This window comes from Pseudomonas sp. RW409, from assembly GCF_003184125.1.
Lineage (GTDB): Bacteria > Pseudomonadota > Gammaproteobacteria > Pseudomonadales > Pseudomonadaceae > Aquipseudomonas > Aquipseudomonas chlororaphis_I.
The window spans coordinates 373,567-388,614 of the sequence record NZ_QHHP01000041.1 but is presented as its reverse complement, the minus strand read 5'-3'; the positions used below and the strand labels follow the sequence as shown (position 1 = coordinate 388,614).

Annotated in this window: 15 protein-coding genes; 9 read left to right on the top strand and 6 right to left on the bottom strand. The window is 65.8% G+C overall.

Features of this window, described 5'->3' with window-relative positions; genetic code table 11:
• The 8 genes from DK261_RS33385 to lpdA all read left to right on the top strand — a co-directional run.
• A partial coding sequence (locus tag DK261_RS33385) for a hypothetical protein (RefSeq protein ID WP_218278183.1) occupies nucleotides 1-227 on the top strand: 227 nt, incomplete at its 5' end.
• Nucleotides 228-329: 102 nt separating this feature from the next.
• Nucleotides 330-983 (top strand): CDP-alcohol phosphatidyltransferase family protein, encoded by a 654-nt coding sequence (locus DK261_RS22195; RefSeq protein ID WP_041987965.1) that lies wholly within the window; start codon nucleotides 330-332, stop codon nucleotides 981-983.
• 10 nt (nucleotides 984-993) lie between these two features.
• The gene (locus DK261_RS22190; protein WP_110176387.1) at nucleotides 994-2,751 is read left to right on the top strand and encodes a bifunctional alpha/beta hydrolase/class I SAM-dependent methyltransferase; all 1,758 of its coding nucleotides are present in this window, start codon (nucleotides 994-996) and stop codon (nucleotides 2,749-2,751) included.
• On the top strand, nucleotides 2,751-4,094 hold the full coding sequence (locus tag DK261_RS22185; protein ID WP_101284246.1) for a phosphatase PAP2/dual specificity phosphatase family protein: 1,344 nt from the start codon (nucleotides 2,751-2,753) through the stop codon (nucleotides 4,092-4,094). Before DK261_RS22190 ends, DK261_RS22185 begins: the two co-directional genes overlap by 1 nt.
• On the top strand, nucleotides 4,084-4,539 hold the full coding sequence (locus DK261_RS22180) for a hypothetical protein (protein WP_110176385.1): 456 nt from the start codon (nucleotides 4,084-4,086) through the stop codon (nucleotides 4,537-4,539). Before DK261_RS22185 ends, DK261_RS22180 begins: the two co-directional genes overlap by 11 nt.
• Before the next feature lie 9 nt (nucleotides 4,540-4,548).
• Entirely contained in the window at nucleotides 4,549-5,172 is a 624-nt protein-coding gene (locus DK261_RS22175) for a 1-acyl-sn-glycerol-3-phosphate acyltransferase (protein ID WP_009051662.1), read from the top strand.
• A 1-nt stretch (nucleotide 5,173) separates the two neighbouring features.
• Nucleotides 5,174-6,106 carry a phosphatidate cytidylyltransferase gene (locus DK261_RS22170; RefSeq protein WP_009051663.1) on the top strand — a complete coding sequence of 311 codons (933 nt, stop codon included), beginning with the start codon at nucleotides 5,174-5,176 and terminating at the stop codon, nucleotides 6,104-6,106.
• Nucleotides 6,107-6,340: 234 nt separating this feature from the next.
• Nucleotides 6,341-7,741 (top strand): dihydrolipoyl dehydrogenase, encoded by a 1,401-nt coding sequence (lpdA, locus tag DK261_RS22165; RefSeq protein WP_016703974.1) that lies wholly within the window; start codon nucleotides 6,341-6,343, stop codon nucleotides 7,739-7,741.
• Between the two features lie 115 nt (nucleotides 7,742-7,856).
• Here the strand turns inward: lpdA and DK261_RS22160 are convergent, their stop codons facing one another.
• Nucleotides 7,857-8,330 carry an Lrp/AsnC family transcriptional regulator gene (locus DK261_RS22160; protein WP_007927641.1) on the bottom strand — a complete coding sequence of 158 codons (474 nt, stop codon included), beginning with the start codon at nucleotides 8,328-8,330 and terminating at the stop codon, nucleotides 7,857-7,859.
• Between the two features lie 145 nt (nucleotides 8,331-8,475).
• On the opposite strand from DK261_RS22160, the gene DK261_RS22155 reads away from it, so the two are divergent.
• Nucleotides 8,476-9,102 carry a LysE family translocator gene (locus DK261_RS22155; RefSeq protein ID WP_110176383.1) on the top strand — a complete coding sequence of 209 codons (627 nt, stop codon included), beginning with the start codon at nucleotides 8,476-8,478 and terminating at the stop codon, nucleotides 9,100-9,102.
• A 157-nt stretch (nucleotides 9,103-9,259) separates the two neighbouring features.
• Here the strand turns inward: DK261_RS22155 and DK261_RS22150 are convergent, their stop codons facing one another.
• The 5 genes from DK261_RS22150 to DK261_RS22130 are packed head-to-tail and all read right to left on the bottom strand — an operon-like array spanning nucleotide 9,260 to nucleotide 15,021.
• Nucleotides 9,260-10,084, bottom strand: coding sequence for a bifunctional 2-polyprenyl-6-hydroxyphenol methylase/3-demethylubiquinol 3-O-methyltransferase UbiG (locus DK261_RS22150; protein ID WP_110176381.1), 825 nt, complete (start codon nucleotides 10,082-10,084; stop codon nucleotides 9,260-9,262).
• Nucleotides 10,078-11,235, bottom strand: coding sequence for an acyltransferase (locus tag DK261_RS22145; RefSeq protein WP_028683609.1), 1,158 nt, complete (start codon nucleotides 11,233-11,235; stop codon nucleotides 10,078-10,080). Before DK261_RS22145 ends, DK261_RS22150 begins: the two co-directional genes overlap by 7 nt.
• A complete protein-coding gene (locus tag DK261_RS22140) occupies nucleotides 11,232-12,122 on the bottom strand; it encodes a methyltransferase domain-containing protein (RefSeq protein ID WP_371923100.1) in 891 nt (296 codons plus the stop codon). The genes DK261_RS22145 and DK261_RS22140 overlap by 4 nt, the downstream gene beginning before the upstream one ends.
• A complete protein-coding gene (locus DK261_RS22135) occupies nucleotides 12,119-13,423 on the bottom strand; it encodes a glycosyltransferase (protein WP_110176377.1) in 1,305 nt (434 codons plus the stop codon). Before DK261_RS22135 ends, DK261_RS22140 begins: the two co-directional genes overlap by 4 nt.
• Nucleotides 13,423-15,021, bottom strand: coding sequence for a glycosyltransferase (locus DK261_RS22130; RefSeq protein ID WP_110176375.1), 1,599 nt, complete (start codon nucleotides 15,019-15,021; stop codon nucleotides 13,423-13,425). Before DK261_RS22130 ends, DK261_RS22135 begins: the two co-directional genes overlap by 1 nt.
• Nucleotides 15,022-15,048: the final 27 nt, after the last annotated feature.

Genomic DNA, 15,048 nt, shown 5'->3' with positions numbered 1-15,048 from the left:
CGCTTCAGACGGCGCTCGTGAAAGGCCGCCCGCTGAAACCTCGGCAAGGCTTCGACCCCCGCCCCTTCAGTCTCAAGATCGACTTGCATACCACCCCAACGCTGGTCGTTAACCCGTTCCGGCCTGTGGATAACTCTTCGGCAGGCCGCTGTATTTGTCACAAATCGTTACGATATAACGATAGTAGTGAAATTTTCGTCGCTTACCTATGCCTTTATTTGCCATGAGCGCGTCACAAAGCCGGGGAAAACCGCTGCTGCGCTGATGCCAGCCCGCGAGATCTGTGGCCATAATCCGTGGCCCACTTTGTGACAAGGAAACGTCCAGCCATGCTCTCCATCTACCAGCTCAAACCGCGCTTCCAGAACCTGCTGCGGCCTTGGGTCCAGCGCCTGTACGACAACGGCACCACGGCCAACCAGATCACCGTGCTGGCGGGGGTGATTTCGGTGCTGGTGGGGGCCCTGATCGGCAGTTTCGCCAACCACCTCTGGCTGTTCATCCTGATCCCGCTGTGGATGATCCTGCGCATGGCGCTGAACGCCATCGACGGCATGCTGGCCCGGGAATTCGGCCAGCAATCGCGCCTGGGCGCCTATCTCAATGAATTGTGCGACGTGATTGCCGACAGCGCGCTGATCCTGCCTTTCGCGCTGATTGCCGGCGTCAGCCTGCCGCTGGTCCTGCTGGTGACGCTGCTGGCGCTGTTCAGCGAATACGCCGGCGTGCTGGGGCCGATGATCGGCGCCTCGCGTCGCTACGACGGCCCCATGGGCAAGAGCGACCGGGCGTTCGTACTCGGCGTGCTGGCCACCGGCATCGCCCTGGGCTGGCTCAGCGCCGCCTGGATCAATGGCCTGCTGGCGGTGGTCGCCGCGTTGTTGGTCTACACCTTGATCAACCGGGTTCGCCAGGGCCTGCTCGAAGCACGACAGCAAGACGTGCCGCAACAAGAAATGCAGCAAAACGCCCCCTCAGAATAAGGAAGTTGCCATGCGCGAAGCTCTCCACCAGACCTTCACCACTCACGACGGCGTCGAGCTGTTCTACCGCCACTGGCCGGCCACCGCCGCCCCCGCGGACGGCCCGCGCCAGGCCGTGCTGCTGTTCCACCGCGGCCACGAACACTCCGCGCGCATCGCCCATCTGGTGGACGAACTGGACCTGCCGGCCTTCGATTTCTTCGCCTGGGACGCCCGCGGCCATGGCCAGTCGCCCGGCGCCCGGGGCGACAGCCCGAGCTTCGCCACCAGCGTGCGCGACGTGCAGACCTTCTGCGATCACCTGCGGGCCAGCCACGGCATCGACGAAGAACACATGGCCGTGGTGGCCCAGAGCGTCGGCGCGGTGATCGCATCCACCTGGGTCCATGACTACGCACCGCGCATCCGCGCCCTGGTGCTGGCGTCGCCGGCGTTCAAGGTCAAGCTCTACGTGCCTTTCGCCCGCCCGGGCCTGGCGCTGATGCGGCGGTTTCGCGGCAACTTTTTCGTCAACAGCTACGTCAAGGCGCGCTTCCTCAGCCACGACCCGGCGCGGGTGGCCTCCTATGACAGCGACCCGCTGATCACCAAGGCGATCTCGGTGAACGTGCTGCTCGGCCTGTACGAAGCCGCCGAGCGGGTGGTGGCCGACGCCCAGGCGATCCAGGTGCCGACCCAGTTGCTGATCTCCGGCGCCGACTTCGTCGTCCATCGCCGACCCCAGGAGCAGTTCTTCGAGCGCCTGGGCAGCCTGCACAAGGAAAAACACATCCTGCCGGGCTTCTTCCACGACACCCTCGGCGAGAAAGCCCGGGCCCCGGCCGTCGCCAGCGCCCGACGGTTCATCCTGCAGAACTTCGCGCGGCCGCTGAACCGCCCTTCCCTGCTCGACGCCGACCGCCTGGGCCTGACCTGCGCCGAGTCCGAGGCACTGGCGGCACCGCTGCCGCATAACTCCCTGCGCGACCTCTACTGGCGCCTGACCCGCGCCAGCATGCGCCTGGGCAGCCAGCTCTCGGCCGGGGTCAAGCTGGGCTTCGACACCGGTTTCGACTCCGGCAGCACCCTGGACTACGTGTACCGCAACCAGGCGACCGGCACTTCGGCCCTGGGCCGGATGATCGACCGCAACTACCTGAACTCCATCGGCTGGCGCGGCATTCGCCAACGCAAGCTGCATGTGGAAGAACTGCTGCGCCTGGCCATGGAGAAATTGCGCGCCCAGCAGCGCGAAGTGCGCATCGTCGACATCGCCGCCGGCCACGGGCGCTACATTCTCGAAGCCTTGCAGGGCGTCAGCCCGCTGCCGGAATCGATCCTGCTGCGCGACTACAGCGACATCAACGTGCGCGACGGCAGCGCGCTGATCGCCGAGAAAGGCCTGGGCCAGATTGCCCGCTTCGTCAAGGCCGACGCCTTCGACCGCAACGACCTCGCAGCCCTGAAGCCCAAGCCGACGCTGGCGGTGGTGTCCGGCCTGTACGAGCTGTTCGCCGACAACCAGATGGTCAGCGACTCCCTGGCGGGCCTGGCCGCCGCCGTGGAGCCCGGCGGTTACCTGGTCTACACCGGGCAGCCGTGGCACCCGCAGCTGGAGCTGATCGCCCGCGCCCTGACCAGCCATCGCGCGGGGCAGGCCTGGGTCATGCGCCGGCGGACCCAGGCCGAGATGGACCAACTGGTGGAAGCCGCGGGGTTCCGCCGGATCACCCTGCGCGTCGACCAGTGGGGCATTTTCAGCGTGTCGCTGGCGCAGCGGGTGCAATGATGACGGTCGCCGCGACATACACCCGTGAGCCCGGCCTGCTGAAACCCGCGGTGCTCTGGCTGTTGCTGCTGGCGCCGCTGTTTTTCGGCACCTACGGCTTCGCCACCTGGGTCACCTCGCAACGGGCCGAGGTCGGCAGCCTGGTGTTCGACTGGGAGCGGCAGATGCCGTTCTGGGCCTGGAGCATCGTGCCCTACTGGTCGATCGACCTGCTGTACGGCTTTTCCCTGCTGCTGCCCACCAGCCGCGAAGAACTCAAGCGCCACGCCTTGCGCCTGTTGACCGCGCAAGTCATCGCGGTCAGTTGCTTCCTGCTCTGGCCGTTGCGCTTCACCTTCCAGCGCCCGGAGCTGGATGGCCTGTTCGGCTGGCTGTTCGACGTGCTGGCCGGCTTTGACAAGCCGTTCAACCAGGCGCCGTCGCTGCACATCGCGCTGCTGGTGGTGCTGTGGGTCTGCTATGCGCGGCATGTCCAGGGCATCTGGCGCTGGCTGGTGCACGGCTGGTTCGCGCTGATCGGCGTATCGGTGCTGACCACTTATCAACACCACTTTATCGACCTGCCCACAGGCGCCCTGGCCGGTTGGCTGTGCGTCTGGCTGTGGCCGCTGGACCGTCCCGGCATGCTGCAGAACCTGCGCCTGGCTCGCGATCGCCAGCGCTGGCGCCTGGCGTTGCGTTATGCCCTGGGGGCACTGCTGTTTGCCGTGCCGGCCCTGGCCTTCGCCGCAACCTGGCTGTGGCTGCTGTGGCCCGCCGTGGCCCTGCTGCTGGTGGCGCTGAACTACGGATTGTTCGACGCCAAGGGTTTCCAGAAAGGCGCGGACGGCCGCCTTAGCAACGCCACGCGCTGGCTGCTGGCGCCTTACCTGGCGGCGGCCTGGACCAATTCCCGGCTGTGGACCCGCAAGCATCCACAGCCCGACGAGGTTGTGGATAACGTCTGGCTGGGGCGCATCCCGACCCCGGGCGAGCTGCAGGACAGCCCGTTCAGCGCGGTGGTCGACCTGTGCGCCGAGCTGTCCATGGACGGCCGTCACCTGGCCTATCGCTGCGTGCCGGTGCTCGACCTGACCGCGCCCACCACCGCGCAATGCCGCGAGGCCGCGCAAGCCATCGAAAGCCTGCGCGAGCACGCGCCGCTGCTGGTCTGCTGCGCCCTGGGCTATTCGCGCAGTGCCACCGCCGTGGCCGCCTGGCTGTTGTACACAGGCCGCGCCGCCAGCGTCGATGCGGCCATCGTGCAGATCCGTCGCGCACGCCCGCAGATCGTCCTGCAACCCGCGCACCGCCGGGCCCTGGAGCCTTTATCCACAGCCCAGGGGAAGGTGCATGGCCACTGATATGGAACTGCATGCGGTGGCGAGCCTGTTGCGCCGCGGGCATTCGCTGGACCTGTTATCCACAGGCCTGACACTGCTCGGCGCCCTGCTTGGCCTCGGCCAGTGGTTGCTCGGCGCGTCCGCCCCCTGGGCCATTGCCCTGAGCGTCGCCCTGCTGCTCCTGGGAGTGCTGCAAAAGTACTGGGCGCTGCGGGTGGCCTTCGATGCCGAGTTGTTCCAGCGAGTGGCGGACAGCCCGCTGCCGCTGGCCGAACGCAGCGCCGCGCTGGACCAGGCGCTGAGCGCCCTCGGCCTGCAACCGGCGACCGCCGGCGGCCGCCCATGGCAACAACGCAGCCGCGGCGCCCTCAACCTGTTGCGTCGCCAGGCCTGGCTGCTGGCGGCGCAAGTACTGCTGACACTGGGCTTCATCCTGGCCAGCCCCTGGCTGGCCATCGCCGGATAAGGAATTCTCATGCTCGAACCCCTGGTCGCCACCCTCATCACCTCCGCCGCCCGCACCATCACCGGGGCGCGCAGCCTGTGGCTCGGTTGCGGGCCGCAGGCGGTGCAACGTATCTACTTCGCCAACCACAGCAGCCACGGCGACTTCGTGCTGCTCTGGGCCTCGCTGCCGCCCGCGCTGCGCAAGGTGACGCGGCCAGTGGCCGGCGCCGATTACTGGCAGACCCGCCCGCTGCGCCGCTACATCATCAACCGCGTGTTCAACGGCGTGCTGATCGACCGCGAGCGCAAGGAGCCTGTGGATAACCCCTTGCAGCCGATGCTCGACGCCCTGGCCAACGGCGATTCGCTGATCATCTTCCCCGAAGGCACGCGCAACCTGGAGGAGGAAGGCCTGCTGCCGTTCAAGAGCGGCATCTATCACCTGGCGAAAAGTTACCCACAGGCCCAGGTGATTCCGGTGTGGATCGCCAACCTCAACCGCGTGATGCCCAAGGGCCGCTTCCTGCCCCTGCCGCTTCTATGCACCACCAGCTTCGGCGCGCCGCTGTCCCTGGAGGACGGCGAAAGCAAAGAGCAATTCCTCGAACGCAGCCGCGCAGCGCTGCTGGCCATGGCCCCGGAGCATTCTTGAGATGGATAGGCAAACCCTGATGTTGTTCGGCGGGATCGGCGCGGTACTGGTGCTGGCCTCGCTGATCGGTTTTCTGCTCAAGCTGCGCACCCGTGGCGCGCCGAGCTCGGTGATCGACAACCTCAACGCGCGCATCAACGCCTGGTGGGTGATGGTGCTGGTGATCGGCGTCGCCTTCTGGCTCGGCACCAGCGCGGTGATCCTGCTGTTCTACGCCGTCTCGTTCTACGCCCTGCGCGAGTTCCTGACCCTGATGCCGACCCGGCGCAGCGACTACCCGGCGCTGGTGGCGGCGTTCTACCTGGCCCTGCCCGTGCAATACCTGCTGATCTACTTCGACTGGTACGGGCTGTTCTCGATCTTCATCCCGGTCTATGTGTTCCTGCTGCTGCCGATCCTCGCGTCCCTGGGCGGCGACAGCACGCACTTCCTGGAGCGTGCCTCGAAGGTCCAGTGGGGGCTGATGATCGCGGTGTTCTGCGTGTCGTTCGTGCCGGCGCTGCTGACCCTGGATATCGCCGGCTACGAAGGGCGCAACCTGCTGCTGATCGCCTACCTGGTGATCGTGGTGCAGATGTCGGACGTGCTGCAGTACGTCTGTGGAAAACTCTTCGGCAAACGCAAGATCGCCCCCCGGCTGTCGCCGTCCAAGACCGTGGAAGGTTTTGTCGGCGGCATCCTGCTGGCCTCGCTGATCGGCGGCGCGCTGTGGTGGATCACCCCGTTCACTATCTGGCAGTCGTTCCTGATCGCCCTGCTGATCAACCTGCTGGGCTTTGCCGGCGGCATCGTCATGTCGGCGATCAAGCGCGACCGCGGGGTAAAGGACTGGGGCCATATGATCGAAGGCCACGGCGGCATGCTCGATCGCCTGGACTCGGTGTGTTTCGCCGCGCCGATCTTCTTCCACCTCGTGCGCTACTGGTGGACCTGAACACCCCACCCCCTCTTCTTCTGTAGGAGCGAAGCTTGCTCGCGATGCGGCCAACGCGATTCAACGGCAGGACCGCGTCGATGCCATCGCGAGCAATCGAGCGTCGACCGGCTGCTCCTACAAGGAATGTGAACACCCCTGCTTGACCGCCAGCCCTTTGCACGCTCATATTACGGTCATAATTTTTTGCTCGACTACCTTTAAACCCGTCTTTGCGATCGCAGGAGAACAGCCATGAGCAGCTACGACGTCGTCATCCTCGGTGGGGGTCCCGGTGGCTACAACGCCGCCATTCGCGCCGGCCAGCTGGGGCTCAAGGCCGCCTGTGTCGAAGGCCGCGCCACCCTCGGCGGTACTTGCCTGAACGTCGGCTGCATGCCGTCCAAGGCCTTGCTGCATGCCTCGGAGTTGTACGACGCGGCCATGGGCAAGGAATTCGCCGAACTGGGCATCGAGGTCAAGCCCAGCCTCAACCTGGCCCAGATGATGAAGCAGAAGGATGACAGCGTGGCGGGCCTGACCAAGGGCATCGAGTTCCTGTTCCGCAAGAACAAGGTCGACTGGATCAAGGGCTGGGGCCATATCGACGGCCCGGGCCAGGTCACGGTGACCGACAGCGCCGGCGGCAAGACCCGGTTGCAGGCCAAGGACATCGTGATCGCCACCGGCTCCGAGCCGACACCGTTGCCCGGGGTGGAGATCGACAACCGGCGCATCCTCGACTCCACCGGCGCGCTGTCCCTCAGCGAAGTGCCCCGGCACCTGGTGGTGATTGGCGCCGGGGTGATCGGCCTGGAGCTGGGCTCGGTCTGGCGGCGCCTGGGGGCCCAGGTGACGGTGGTCGAGTACCTGGACCGCATCTGCCCCGGCGTCGATGGCGAAGCCGGCAAGACCCTGCAACGGGCCCTGGGCAAACAGGGGATCGCCTTCAAGCTCGGCACCAAGGTCACTAGCGCCAGCACCTCGGCCAACGGCGTGCAGTTGAGCATCGAGCCGGCGGCGGGCGGCACGGCGCAGCTGCTGGAAGCCGACTACGTGCTGGTGGCCATCGGACGCCGGCCTTATACCCAGGGCCTGGGGCTGGAGAACGTCGGCCTGAGCACCGACTCGCGAGGCATGCTCGCCAACCGCCAGCACCGCACCGAGGCCCCTGGCGTGTGGGTGATTGGCGACGTCACGTCCGGGCCGATGCTCGCCCACAAGGCCGAGGACGAGGCCATGGCCTGTATCGAACAGATTGTCGGCAAGGCCGGTGAAGTGAACTACAACCTGATCCCCAGTGTGATCTACACCAAACCGGAGCTGGCCAGCGTCGGCAAGACCGAAGAGCAGCTCAAGGCCGAGGGCCGGGCCTACAAGGCCGGCAAGTTCCCTTTCACGGCCAACAGCCGGGCCAAGATCAACCATGAGACCGAAGGTTTCGCCAAGGTCCTGGCGGACGCGCAGACCGATGAAATCCTCGGCGTGCATTTAGTAGGACCGAGCGTCAGCGAAATGATCGGCGAATACTGCGTGGCCATGGAGTTTTCCGCCTCGGCCGAAGATATCGCCCTGACCTGCCACCCGCACCCGACCCGCTCCGAGGCATTGCGCCAGGCGGCGATGGATGTCGAGGGGATGGCGACGCAGATGTAGAGCCTGTAGCCGCTGCCGCAGGCTGCGATAAGGCCGCAGGCCTTCAGCGATCTTCAGACCCTGCGCGCCCTTCGGTCGCGATCGCAGCCTTCGGCAGCGGCTACAGATGATCGCGTCAGGTCGGCAAATGCCCCAGCGGCAGCGCCCCCGGGGTCTTCACCGTGTGGATCGCGAAGTTGCTGCGGATATCGCTGACGCCCGGCAGTTTCAGCAGGCTGCCGGTGAGAAAGCGGTCGTAGGCGCGCAGGTCCGGCACCACCACCTGCAGCAGAAAGTCCGACTCGCCGGACACCAGGAACGCCGAAAGCACCTCCGGCAGCGCCGTCACCGCCTTGTGGAAGGCTTCGGAATGCTCGTCGGTGTGCCGCTCGACCTTGACCCCGACGAACACCGTCAGCCCCAGGCCCACTTCATCGCGATCGAGGTTGGCCTGGTAGCCGCGAATCACCCCGGCTTCTTCCAGCATCCGTACCCGGCGCAGGCAGGGTGAGGGCGACAGGCCGATCTCCTCCGCCAGTTGCACGTTGCTCAGGCGGCCGTCGCGCTGCAGGGCGGCGAGAATCTTGCGGTCGTAGGCGTCCAGTTTCATTTTTGGCATTTTCCGATAGTCACTCCATGTCCAGACGGAAGATTATGCCAATTTCCGCCCTCATGCTGGCTGACTACGCAAGCACCTGCCCTGCCCTTCGGCCCTAGACTCTGGCTACCGAATCGACAACGAAAGGGGTGGCAAGGTGGCACAACTCTGGATGTTTTTCCTGGCGCTGGCGGTGGTCTATCTGCTGCCCGGCCCCGACATGATCCTGCTGCTGCAAACCGGCGCCCGCCAGGGCAAGGGCCTGGCGCTGGCCACCGCGGCAGGCCTGGCAATCGCCCGGGGCTGCCATGTGGCGCTGGCGGCATTGGGCCTGGCCGCCCTGTTCAAGGCCGCGCCCTGGACCTTCGAAGTGGTACGCCTGGGCGGGGCCGCCTACCTGCTGTGGCTTGGCGTGCAGTGCCTGCGGGTCAACCTGCTGCCCAGCCTGCAAAACGGCGAAGCCGCGAGCGCATTGCGCTGGCGCGAAGCGATCCGCCGCGGCCTGCTGACCAACCTGCTCAACCCTAAGGCGCTGCTGTTCTGCTCGGTGCTGCTGCCACAGTTCATCAACCCGCAGGCCGGCCCCGTGGCGGCGCAGTTCGCCAGCCTCGGCCTGCTGCTGGTGCTGGTGGGGTTGCTGTTCGACAGCGCCTACGCCCTGGCCGGCGCCTGGATCGGCCGCTGGCTGGCGCACAACCGCGCCGCCCAGCGGGTCCAGCAATGGCTGTTCGGCAGCCTGCTGATCGGCTTCGCCCTGCGCCTGACTTTCGTGCAACAGGCCTGAAGCAGACCCTGTAGCCGCTACCGCAGGCTGCGATCGCGACCGCAGGGCGCGCAAGGCCGAAAGATCGCTGAAGGCCTGCGGCCTTATCGCAGCCTGCGGCAGCGGCTACAAAAGCTTGCGTCCTGCCTCATTCAAGCGGGCAAAAGCCCGCGCCGGTTCAGGCCGGCTTGCGGGCAATGATGACCTGGCTCTTGGCGACCACAGCGTCCAGCGCGTGCTTGATCTGCACGCCGCGCGGCGAGTTGAGGATGGTCTGCCAGGTGCTGGCCCACTGGTCGAGCAATGGGTGGTCGGGGTTGCTGAACTCGACCTTGGCTTCCCAGAACAGCAGCATCCACATCGACCAGTAGAAGCCGTACTGGCTATGGCTGAGCACCTCCAGCCCGGCGTCGCCGACCATCTGCTTGAACTGTTCTTCGCTGATGATGCGGATATGGTTGGGCTTCTGGAAATACTCGGGCGCGGCGATGTCCTTTTGCAGGTCCTCGGAGCTCGGGTGCGGCACGCTCAACAGGTACAGCGCGCTTGGCTGGCCGACCCGCACCAGTTCGGAGAGAAACTGCGCCGGGTCGTCCACATGCTCGATGACCTCGGTGGACACCACACGGCTGGCGGTACCGTCGGCGATCGGCAACGGATTGCAGTCGGTGACATGGCATTCGACGCCGCGGGCCGGCGTATCGCTCAGGCGCTGGCGCGTCGCCTCGACCTTGGCCGCATCGATGTCGGCAATGATGATCTTCGCCCCGCGCATCGCGCAGTAATGCACGTTACCGCCATCACCACAGCCGACATCCAGCAGGGTGTCCTCGGCCGTCACCGGAAAGCCGGTGAACAACTCGCCGTTTTCCTGGTTGAACCAGCCGCTGAGCATGGCGTCCTGCAGGCCCAGCATGTACGGATCGACCTTGGCCGGCGGCGGTGTCTCGGGCGTCACGGCCGCAGGAGCGCTCGCCGTGAGTTTTTTCAGAAGGCTCAGCATGAAGTGACTCCAGTGGAGGGAACGGGAGAACGGGATGGACCCAGGCGTTGCACCAGCTCGGCGCCCCGATTGCGCAGGGGCAACTCGATGACACGGTAGTTGAGTTCGCTCAGCAACAGCAGCAGGCCCGCGGCGCAGGCCATTGCCAGCAGCGGCTGCTCGTTCAGCCCGGTCGTGCCCAGGGGCGCCAGGCGGAACCAGGCTTCGCGGACCAGCAGAAACACCGGGACATGGATCAGGTAGATCCCGTAGGAACGGCTGCCGACCCAGGCCAACAGGCTTTTCAGCAGGCCGCGGGGCAACAGGTAGTCACGGTTGTAGGAAGCGATCCATACCAACAGCGCGCAGAGCACCGCCAGGGCGCCAACCCGGTAACGGGTGACATTAAAACCATCGGTCGCCAACCAGCCCAGGCCCAGGCACGACAGGATCAACAGCAGCGGGCCGAGCCCCGGATACCGTCCCAGCCACTTTGGCTCCCAGTGCCGGTAGCTGCCGCGGGCCGTCCACAGCGCCAGCAATACGCCGAGGGCCATGGCGTCGGTCCGGATGACCATCAGCAGCGCCGAGCGCAGGGTCAGGACCTGCACCAGTACCAGCGCCAGCAACGCCCAGGCCAGGTACTTGCGGCATAACAGCACCAGCAGCGGCAGCAACAGGTAGAACTGCTCCTCCAGCGACAGGCTCCAGTAGACGAAACTGGCGCCGTACTCATAGTGGAAAAAGCTGTCGGCGAACCGCAAATTGGCGAACTGCAACAGGCCGGCAACCGTGGCCCACAGGTTGGCGTGCAGGCTGCCGAAGGCCCCCGAACGATTGAGAAACAGGGTCGCCAGCAATATCAGCAGCAACCACAACCAGGCCGAAGGCAACAGGCGGAAGGCGCGGCGAATCCAGAAGTCGCGGGTCCGTTGCCAGAACTGCGCGGCGCTGGTGCAGGCGCGCAGTTGCGGGACCAGGCTGCGGGCGATGACAAAGCCGGAGATGGCGAAGAACAGGTCCACACCCCACCAGAACTGGCCGTAGGCCGCGACGCTGCCCAGCCAGGCGAGCCCGTCGCGAAACAGACTGCCTTGCAGATGATGGAACACCACGCCCAGCACCGCGATGCCCCGCAGCAGCTCGATGTCCATGATCCGCTTGTCGTTCAAGACGGCTCAGCCACTGCGCCAGACAGCGGCTTGCGGGCGATGATGACCTGGCTTTTCGGCATGAAGCCATCCAGCACCTGCTTGATCGCCAGCCCGTCGGGTTGCGCCAGCAGTTCTTCCCAGGTCCGTGCCCAGCCTTCCATCAGCGCCGGGTACGGCGCCTGGATCCGGTCGCGCACGGCGCCCGGCGGCTCGCGGCCGGCGGCCCGTTCGCTGGCCCAGAAGAAGATCATGCCCATGACCCAGAAAAAGCCCGTGGCCTGCCGGTGTTCGATGACCAGCCCGGCGGCCTCGATCATCTGGCCAAAGCCTTCGCGGGAAAAGATCTGCACATGGTTCGGCGCGCGGTAATAGCCGGGCGGCGCGATGCCCTTCTGCAGATGCTCGCCCACCGGGTCCGGAACGCTGATCAGGTATTGCGCGCCGGGGCGGCCCATGCGCACCAGCTCGGCGAGAAACGGCGCGGGTTGTTCGATGTGTTCCAGCACTTCCATGCACACCACTTTGCTGGCGCAGCCCTGGGCCAGCGGCAACGGCAGGCTGTTGCTGACCAGCCCCAGGGCAGGCACGTCCGACTGCTCGGCGACTTGCCGGGCCAGCTCGCGCACCTTGTCGAACTCGCTGTCGGTAAAAATCACCGAAGCGCCCTGGCGCATCGCGAACAGCGTGGCCACGCCCTCGCCACAGCCGACATCGAGCAGGGTGTCTTCAGCGGTAATCGCAAAGCCCTTGAGCAGCTCGCCGGTTTCAGAACGGAACCAGCCGTCGAGCAGGGCGTCGCGCAAGCCGCAATCGCGGGGGGAAACCGCGGGCCTGGGCGCTTCGGCCAGCAGCGGCGCAGGCAACGGCGCGCCCCTGCGCAAACGCCGCAGAAACGCCCGCATCACGCGGGAAGCCCGGGGGTGGCAGGTGCCTTGCGCCGCTCCAGCACCTGCCGGAAGAACTCACCCAGGCGCTGTTCGGCCGTGGCCTGGCTACAGAAACGCCGCAGGCTTTCGATCGCATGGGTCGACATCCGTGCATAACGCTCCGGGTCCTGCAGGGCGACGTCGTAGCTGGCGCGATAGGCCGAGCACAGCGAATCCCAGTTGGTGATGTAGCGCAGGGTCCGATAGGCGGCCCGCGGATCGTGGGGCCAGGCGGTCAGTTCGTCGGTGGAGTCGACGATGAAGGTGTTGTCGTGGTCGATGTAGTCGGCCATCGCGGTGTTGCACGGCGCCACCGCCGGCTTGCCGCAGGACATGAACTCCATCAGCGGCAGGCACTGCCCTTCGCCGAACGAGGAATTCACCACATAGCAGGTGGCCTCCACCAGCCGCTCGTAGTCCGGATCGGACAGGAAGCCGTGGATCAGCACGATGCGGCACTGGTAGGACTGGTTCTTGTAGAGGTGGTGCAGCATGTCGGCCAGCGCGTTGCCGATATCGTGGTGGGTCAGTTTCAGCACCAGGGTGGCGTCGGCACAGTCGCGAAAGGTGGTGCAGAACGCGCTGATCATGTCCTGCCAGTTCTTGCGCCCGTCGTAGGGGTTGAACACCGAGGTGTAGACCACCCCGTCGAGCAGCAGTTGGCAATCGCGGGCCTGGGTATCGAGCACCAGCGGCGTGCCTTCGCGCAGCGTGCTCGGACCGTAGGCGTTCAGGTCCAGGGTGCGGCTGTCGAGCAACAGACCATGCAGATTGAGGGTCACCCGGGACGCCCGCGCCTGCTTGCCCAGTTGCTCGCCACGGCGGGCGAAGCGATCCCAGACCGGGGCCGGGATCGCACAGATCGGATAGTCCTCGCCCATCACATCGCGCACCGCTCGCACGGTAAAGCTGGAGTGGGTGATTGCCGCGCCCGCGGTGCCCAGGACCAGCCGCCAGTCATGCCGCGGCTCGCCCTGCCAGCTTTCGGTGGGAATGGTGCTGAACTCCCAGGCGAACACCGGGATGGTCGGGCAGGCGTAATGGTTGGGCGTGCGATGGGGCGGCGAGAACGACAGGAAAATGCACGCCTCGCCGCGGCTCTGGCAGTCGAAATACAGGCGGTCCACCAACTCGTCGGGGTTGCTGACCTCCAGCACTTGGCCCAGGCGCTCCAGCACCGGCCGGAACTCCTTGAGCACGAAGTAGTAGCTGTATTCGGGGCGGCCGAGGTTCTGCTGGATGTTGCTCTTATTGGTTTCCGAATGGATGAGGATCAGCATCAGGCGTTACCCGCCACAGCCAGGGAGGACGCGCCGTCAGCCTCGGTCAGCGGGGTCAGGGCGAAGAAGTCCCGCAGGCGCCCCTGCACGCTGGCGAAGCTGCTGTATTCCTGCATGCGCCGGGCCGCGGCCAGGGACATCGACTGGTAGCCCACGGGGTTTTCCTTGGCCATGCGGTAGCTGTCCTGGTAGGCGGTTTTCAACGAGCCCCAGTCCGGGCGGTGGCGCAGGGTGCGAAACAGGATGCGCGAGTCCTGCGGCCAGATCGCCGGCTCCTGGCTGGACTTGACGACGAAGGCCACCTCTTCGTCGATGTAATCCAGCATGGCCGTATGCAGCGGCGCGATCACCGGTTTGCCACAGGCCATGAACTCCATCAGCGGCAGGCACAGGCCTTCGCAGCGCGAGGCGTTGACGTAGAAACTGGCCGCGCCGTACAACCGGGCGAATTGCTCGTCGTCCAGATAACCGTGCATGGCCACCACCCGACAGCTGAAGGGTGACAGCTGCGACAGCAGGGTCAGCATTTCGACGTAATAGGTCGACAGGTCGTTCTGGGTCATCTTCAACACCAGGGTGGCGTCTTCGGTGTCGCGCATCGCCCAGCAGAACGCGGTGATCAACTGATGCCAGTTCTTGCGGCCGTCGTCGGGGTTGAACACGCTGACATAGACCACGCCATCGACCTGGAACTCCACCTGCTGGTCGGTGGCCGGGAGGACGGCCTGGGGATGTTCTGGCTCAGGCGCAGGTGGCGCTGGCACAACGTGCTCCGGGCCTGGCTTGGCCATCAACGCCCGCAGGCGTTCGGGGACCCGGTCACGCAACCCCTCGCGGTAGCATTCACGAATGTAGTGCTTGCTGATGAACAACGGCCGGCGCCATTCGCCGCCGGCCAGCGCCCGATACCATTCGCGCAGATAGTGCTTGGCGATGAACAGCCGGCGCCTGGCGGTCAGCGGCGGGGCTGCGACGATTTCGGCCTCGACTTCGACTGGAGCAGGAGACGGTGGCACTTCTTCCAGTACCGGCGCGATCAGGCCATCGGCGGAAAGCCCCAGCGTCCGGCTGTCGATGATGCAGCCCTTGATTTGCAAGGTAGTGCCGGCGTTGACCGGGACGTTGGGGTATTGCCCGCGGACGCCGTCGAAGCGCTCCCACAACGGGGTAGGCAGCACCAGCACCGGGAAATGCTCACCCAGCACCCGCCGCACCGCCCGGGCCGTATGGCTGGACAGGGTGATCACCCGGCCATGGCGGCCAAGGGTGCGGCTCCAGTCCTGGTGCGGGTCGTTATCCCAGTATTCGTGGGGGATCGAATCGAACTCCCAGGCCACCACGCACAGGGTCGGGCAGTCCAGGTCGACCGGGGTTTTCTGGGGTGGGGTGAACGAAAGAAACAGGCTGTCTTCGCCCTTGAGCCGCAGCTCGTGATACAGCCGATCGACCTCGGCGGGCGTCTGCACCACATGAACGCGCCCAAGGCTTTCCAGCACCGGGCGATAGGCCTTGAGCACGAAGTAATAGCTGTATTCCGGACGCCCGAGGCTCTGGCTGATGGAGCCGTCGTTCACATCCGAATAAAGAATGAAATTCATGGCATCTCACGATGAAGCCGCCATCCT

Coding starts and splice junctions, on each gene's coding strand:
- DK261_RS22195 (WP_041987965.1), top strand. CDS start 330: ATGCTCTCCATCTACCAGCTCAAACCGCGCTTCCAGAACCTGCTGCGG.
- DK261_RS22135 (WP_110176377.1), bottom strand. CDS start 13,423: ATGCTGATCCTCATCCATTCGGAAACCAATAAGAGCAACATCCAGCAG.
- DK261_RS22185 (WP_101284246.1), top strand. CDS start 2,751: ATGACGGTCGCCGCGACATACACCCGTGAGCCCGGCCTGCTGAAACCC.
- DK261_RS22170 (WP_009051663.1), top strand. CDS start 5,174: ATGGATAGGCAAACCCTGATGTTGTTCGGCGGGATCGGCGCGGTACTG.
- DK261_RS22190 (WP_110176387.1), top strand. CDS start 994: ATGCGCGAAGCTCTCCACCAGACCTTCACCACTCACGACGGCGTCGAG.
- DK261_RS22160 (WP_007927641.1), bottom strand. CDS start 8,330: ATGAAACTGGACGCCTACGACCGCAAGATTCTCGCCGCCCTGCAGCGC.
- lpdA (WP_016703974.1), top strand. CDS start 6,341: ATGAGCAGCTACGACGTCGTCATCCTCGGTGGGGGTCCCGGTGGCTAC.
- DK261_RS22175 (WP_009051662.1), top strand. CDS start 4,549: ATGCTCGAACCCCTGGTCGCCACCCTCATCACCTCCGCCGCCCGCACC.
- DK261_RS22180 (WP_110176385.1), top strand. CDS start 4,084: ATGGCCACTGATATGGAACTGCATGCGGTGGCGAGCCTGTTGCGCCGC.
- DK261_RS22130 (WP_110176375.1), bottom strand. CDS start 15,021: ATGAATTTCATTCTTTATTCGGATGTGAACGACGGCTCCATCAGCCAG.
- DK261_RS22150 (WP_110176381.1), bottom strand. CDS start 10,084: ATGCTGAGCCTTCTGAAAAAACTCACGGCGAGCGCTCCTGCGGCCGTG.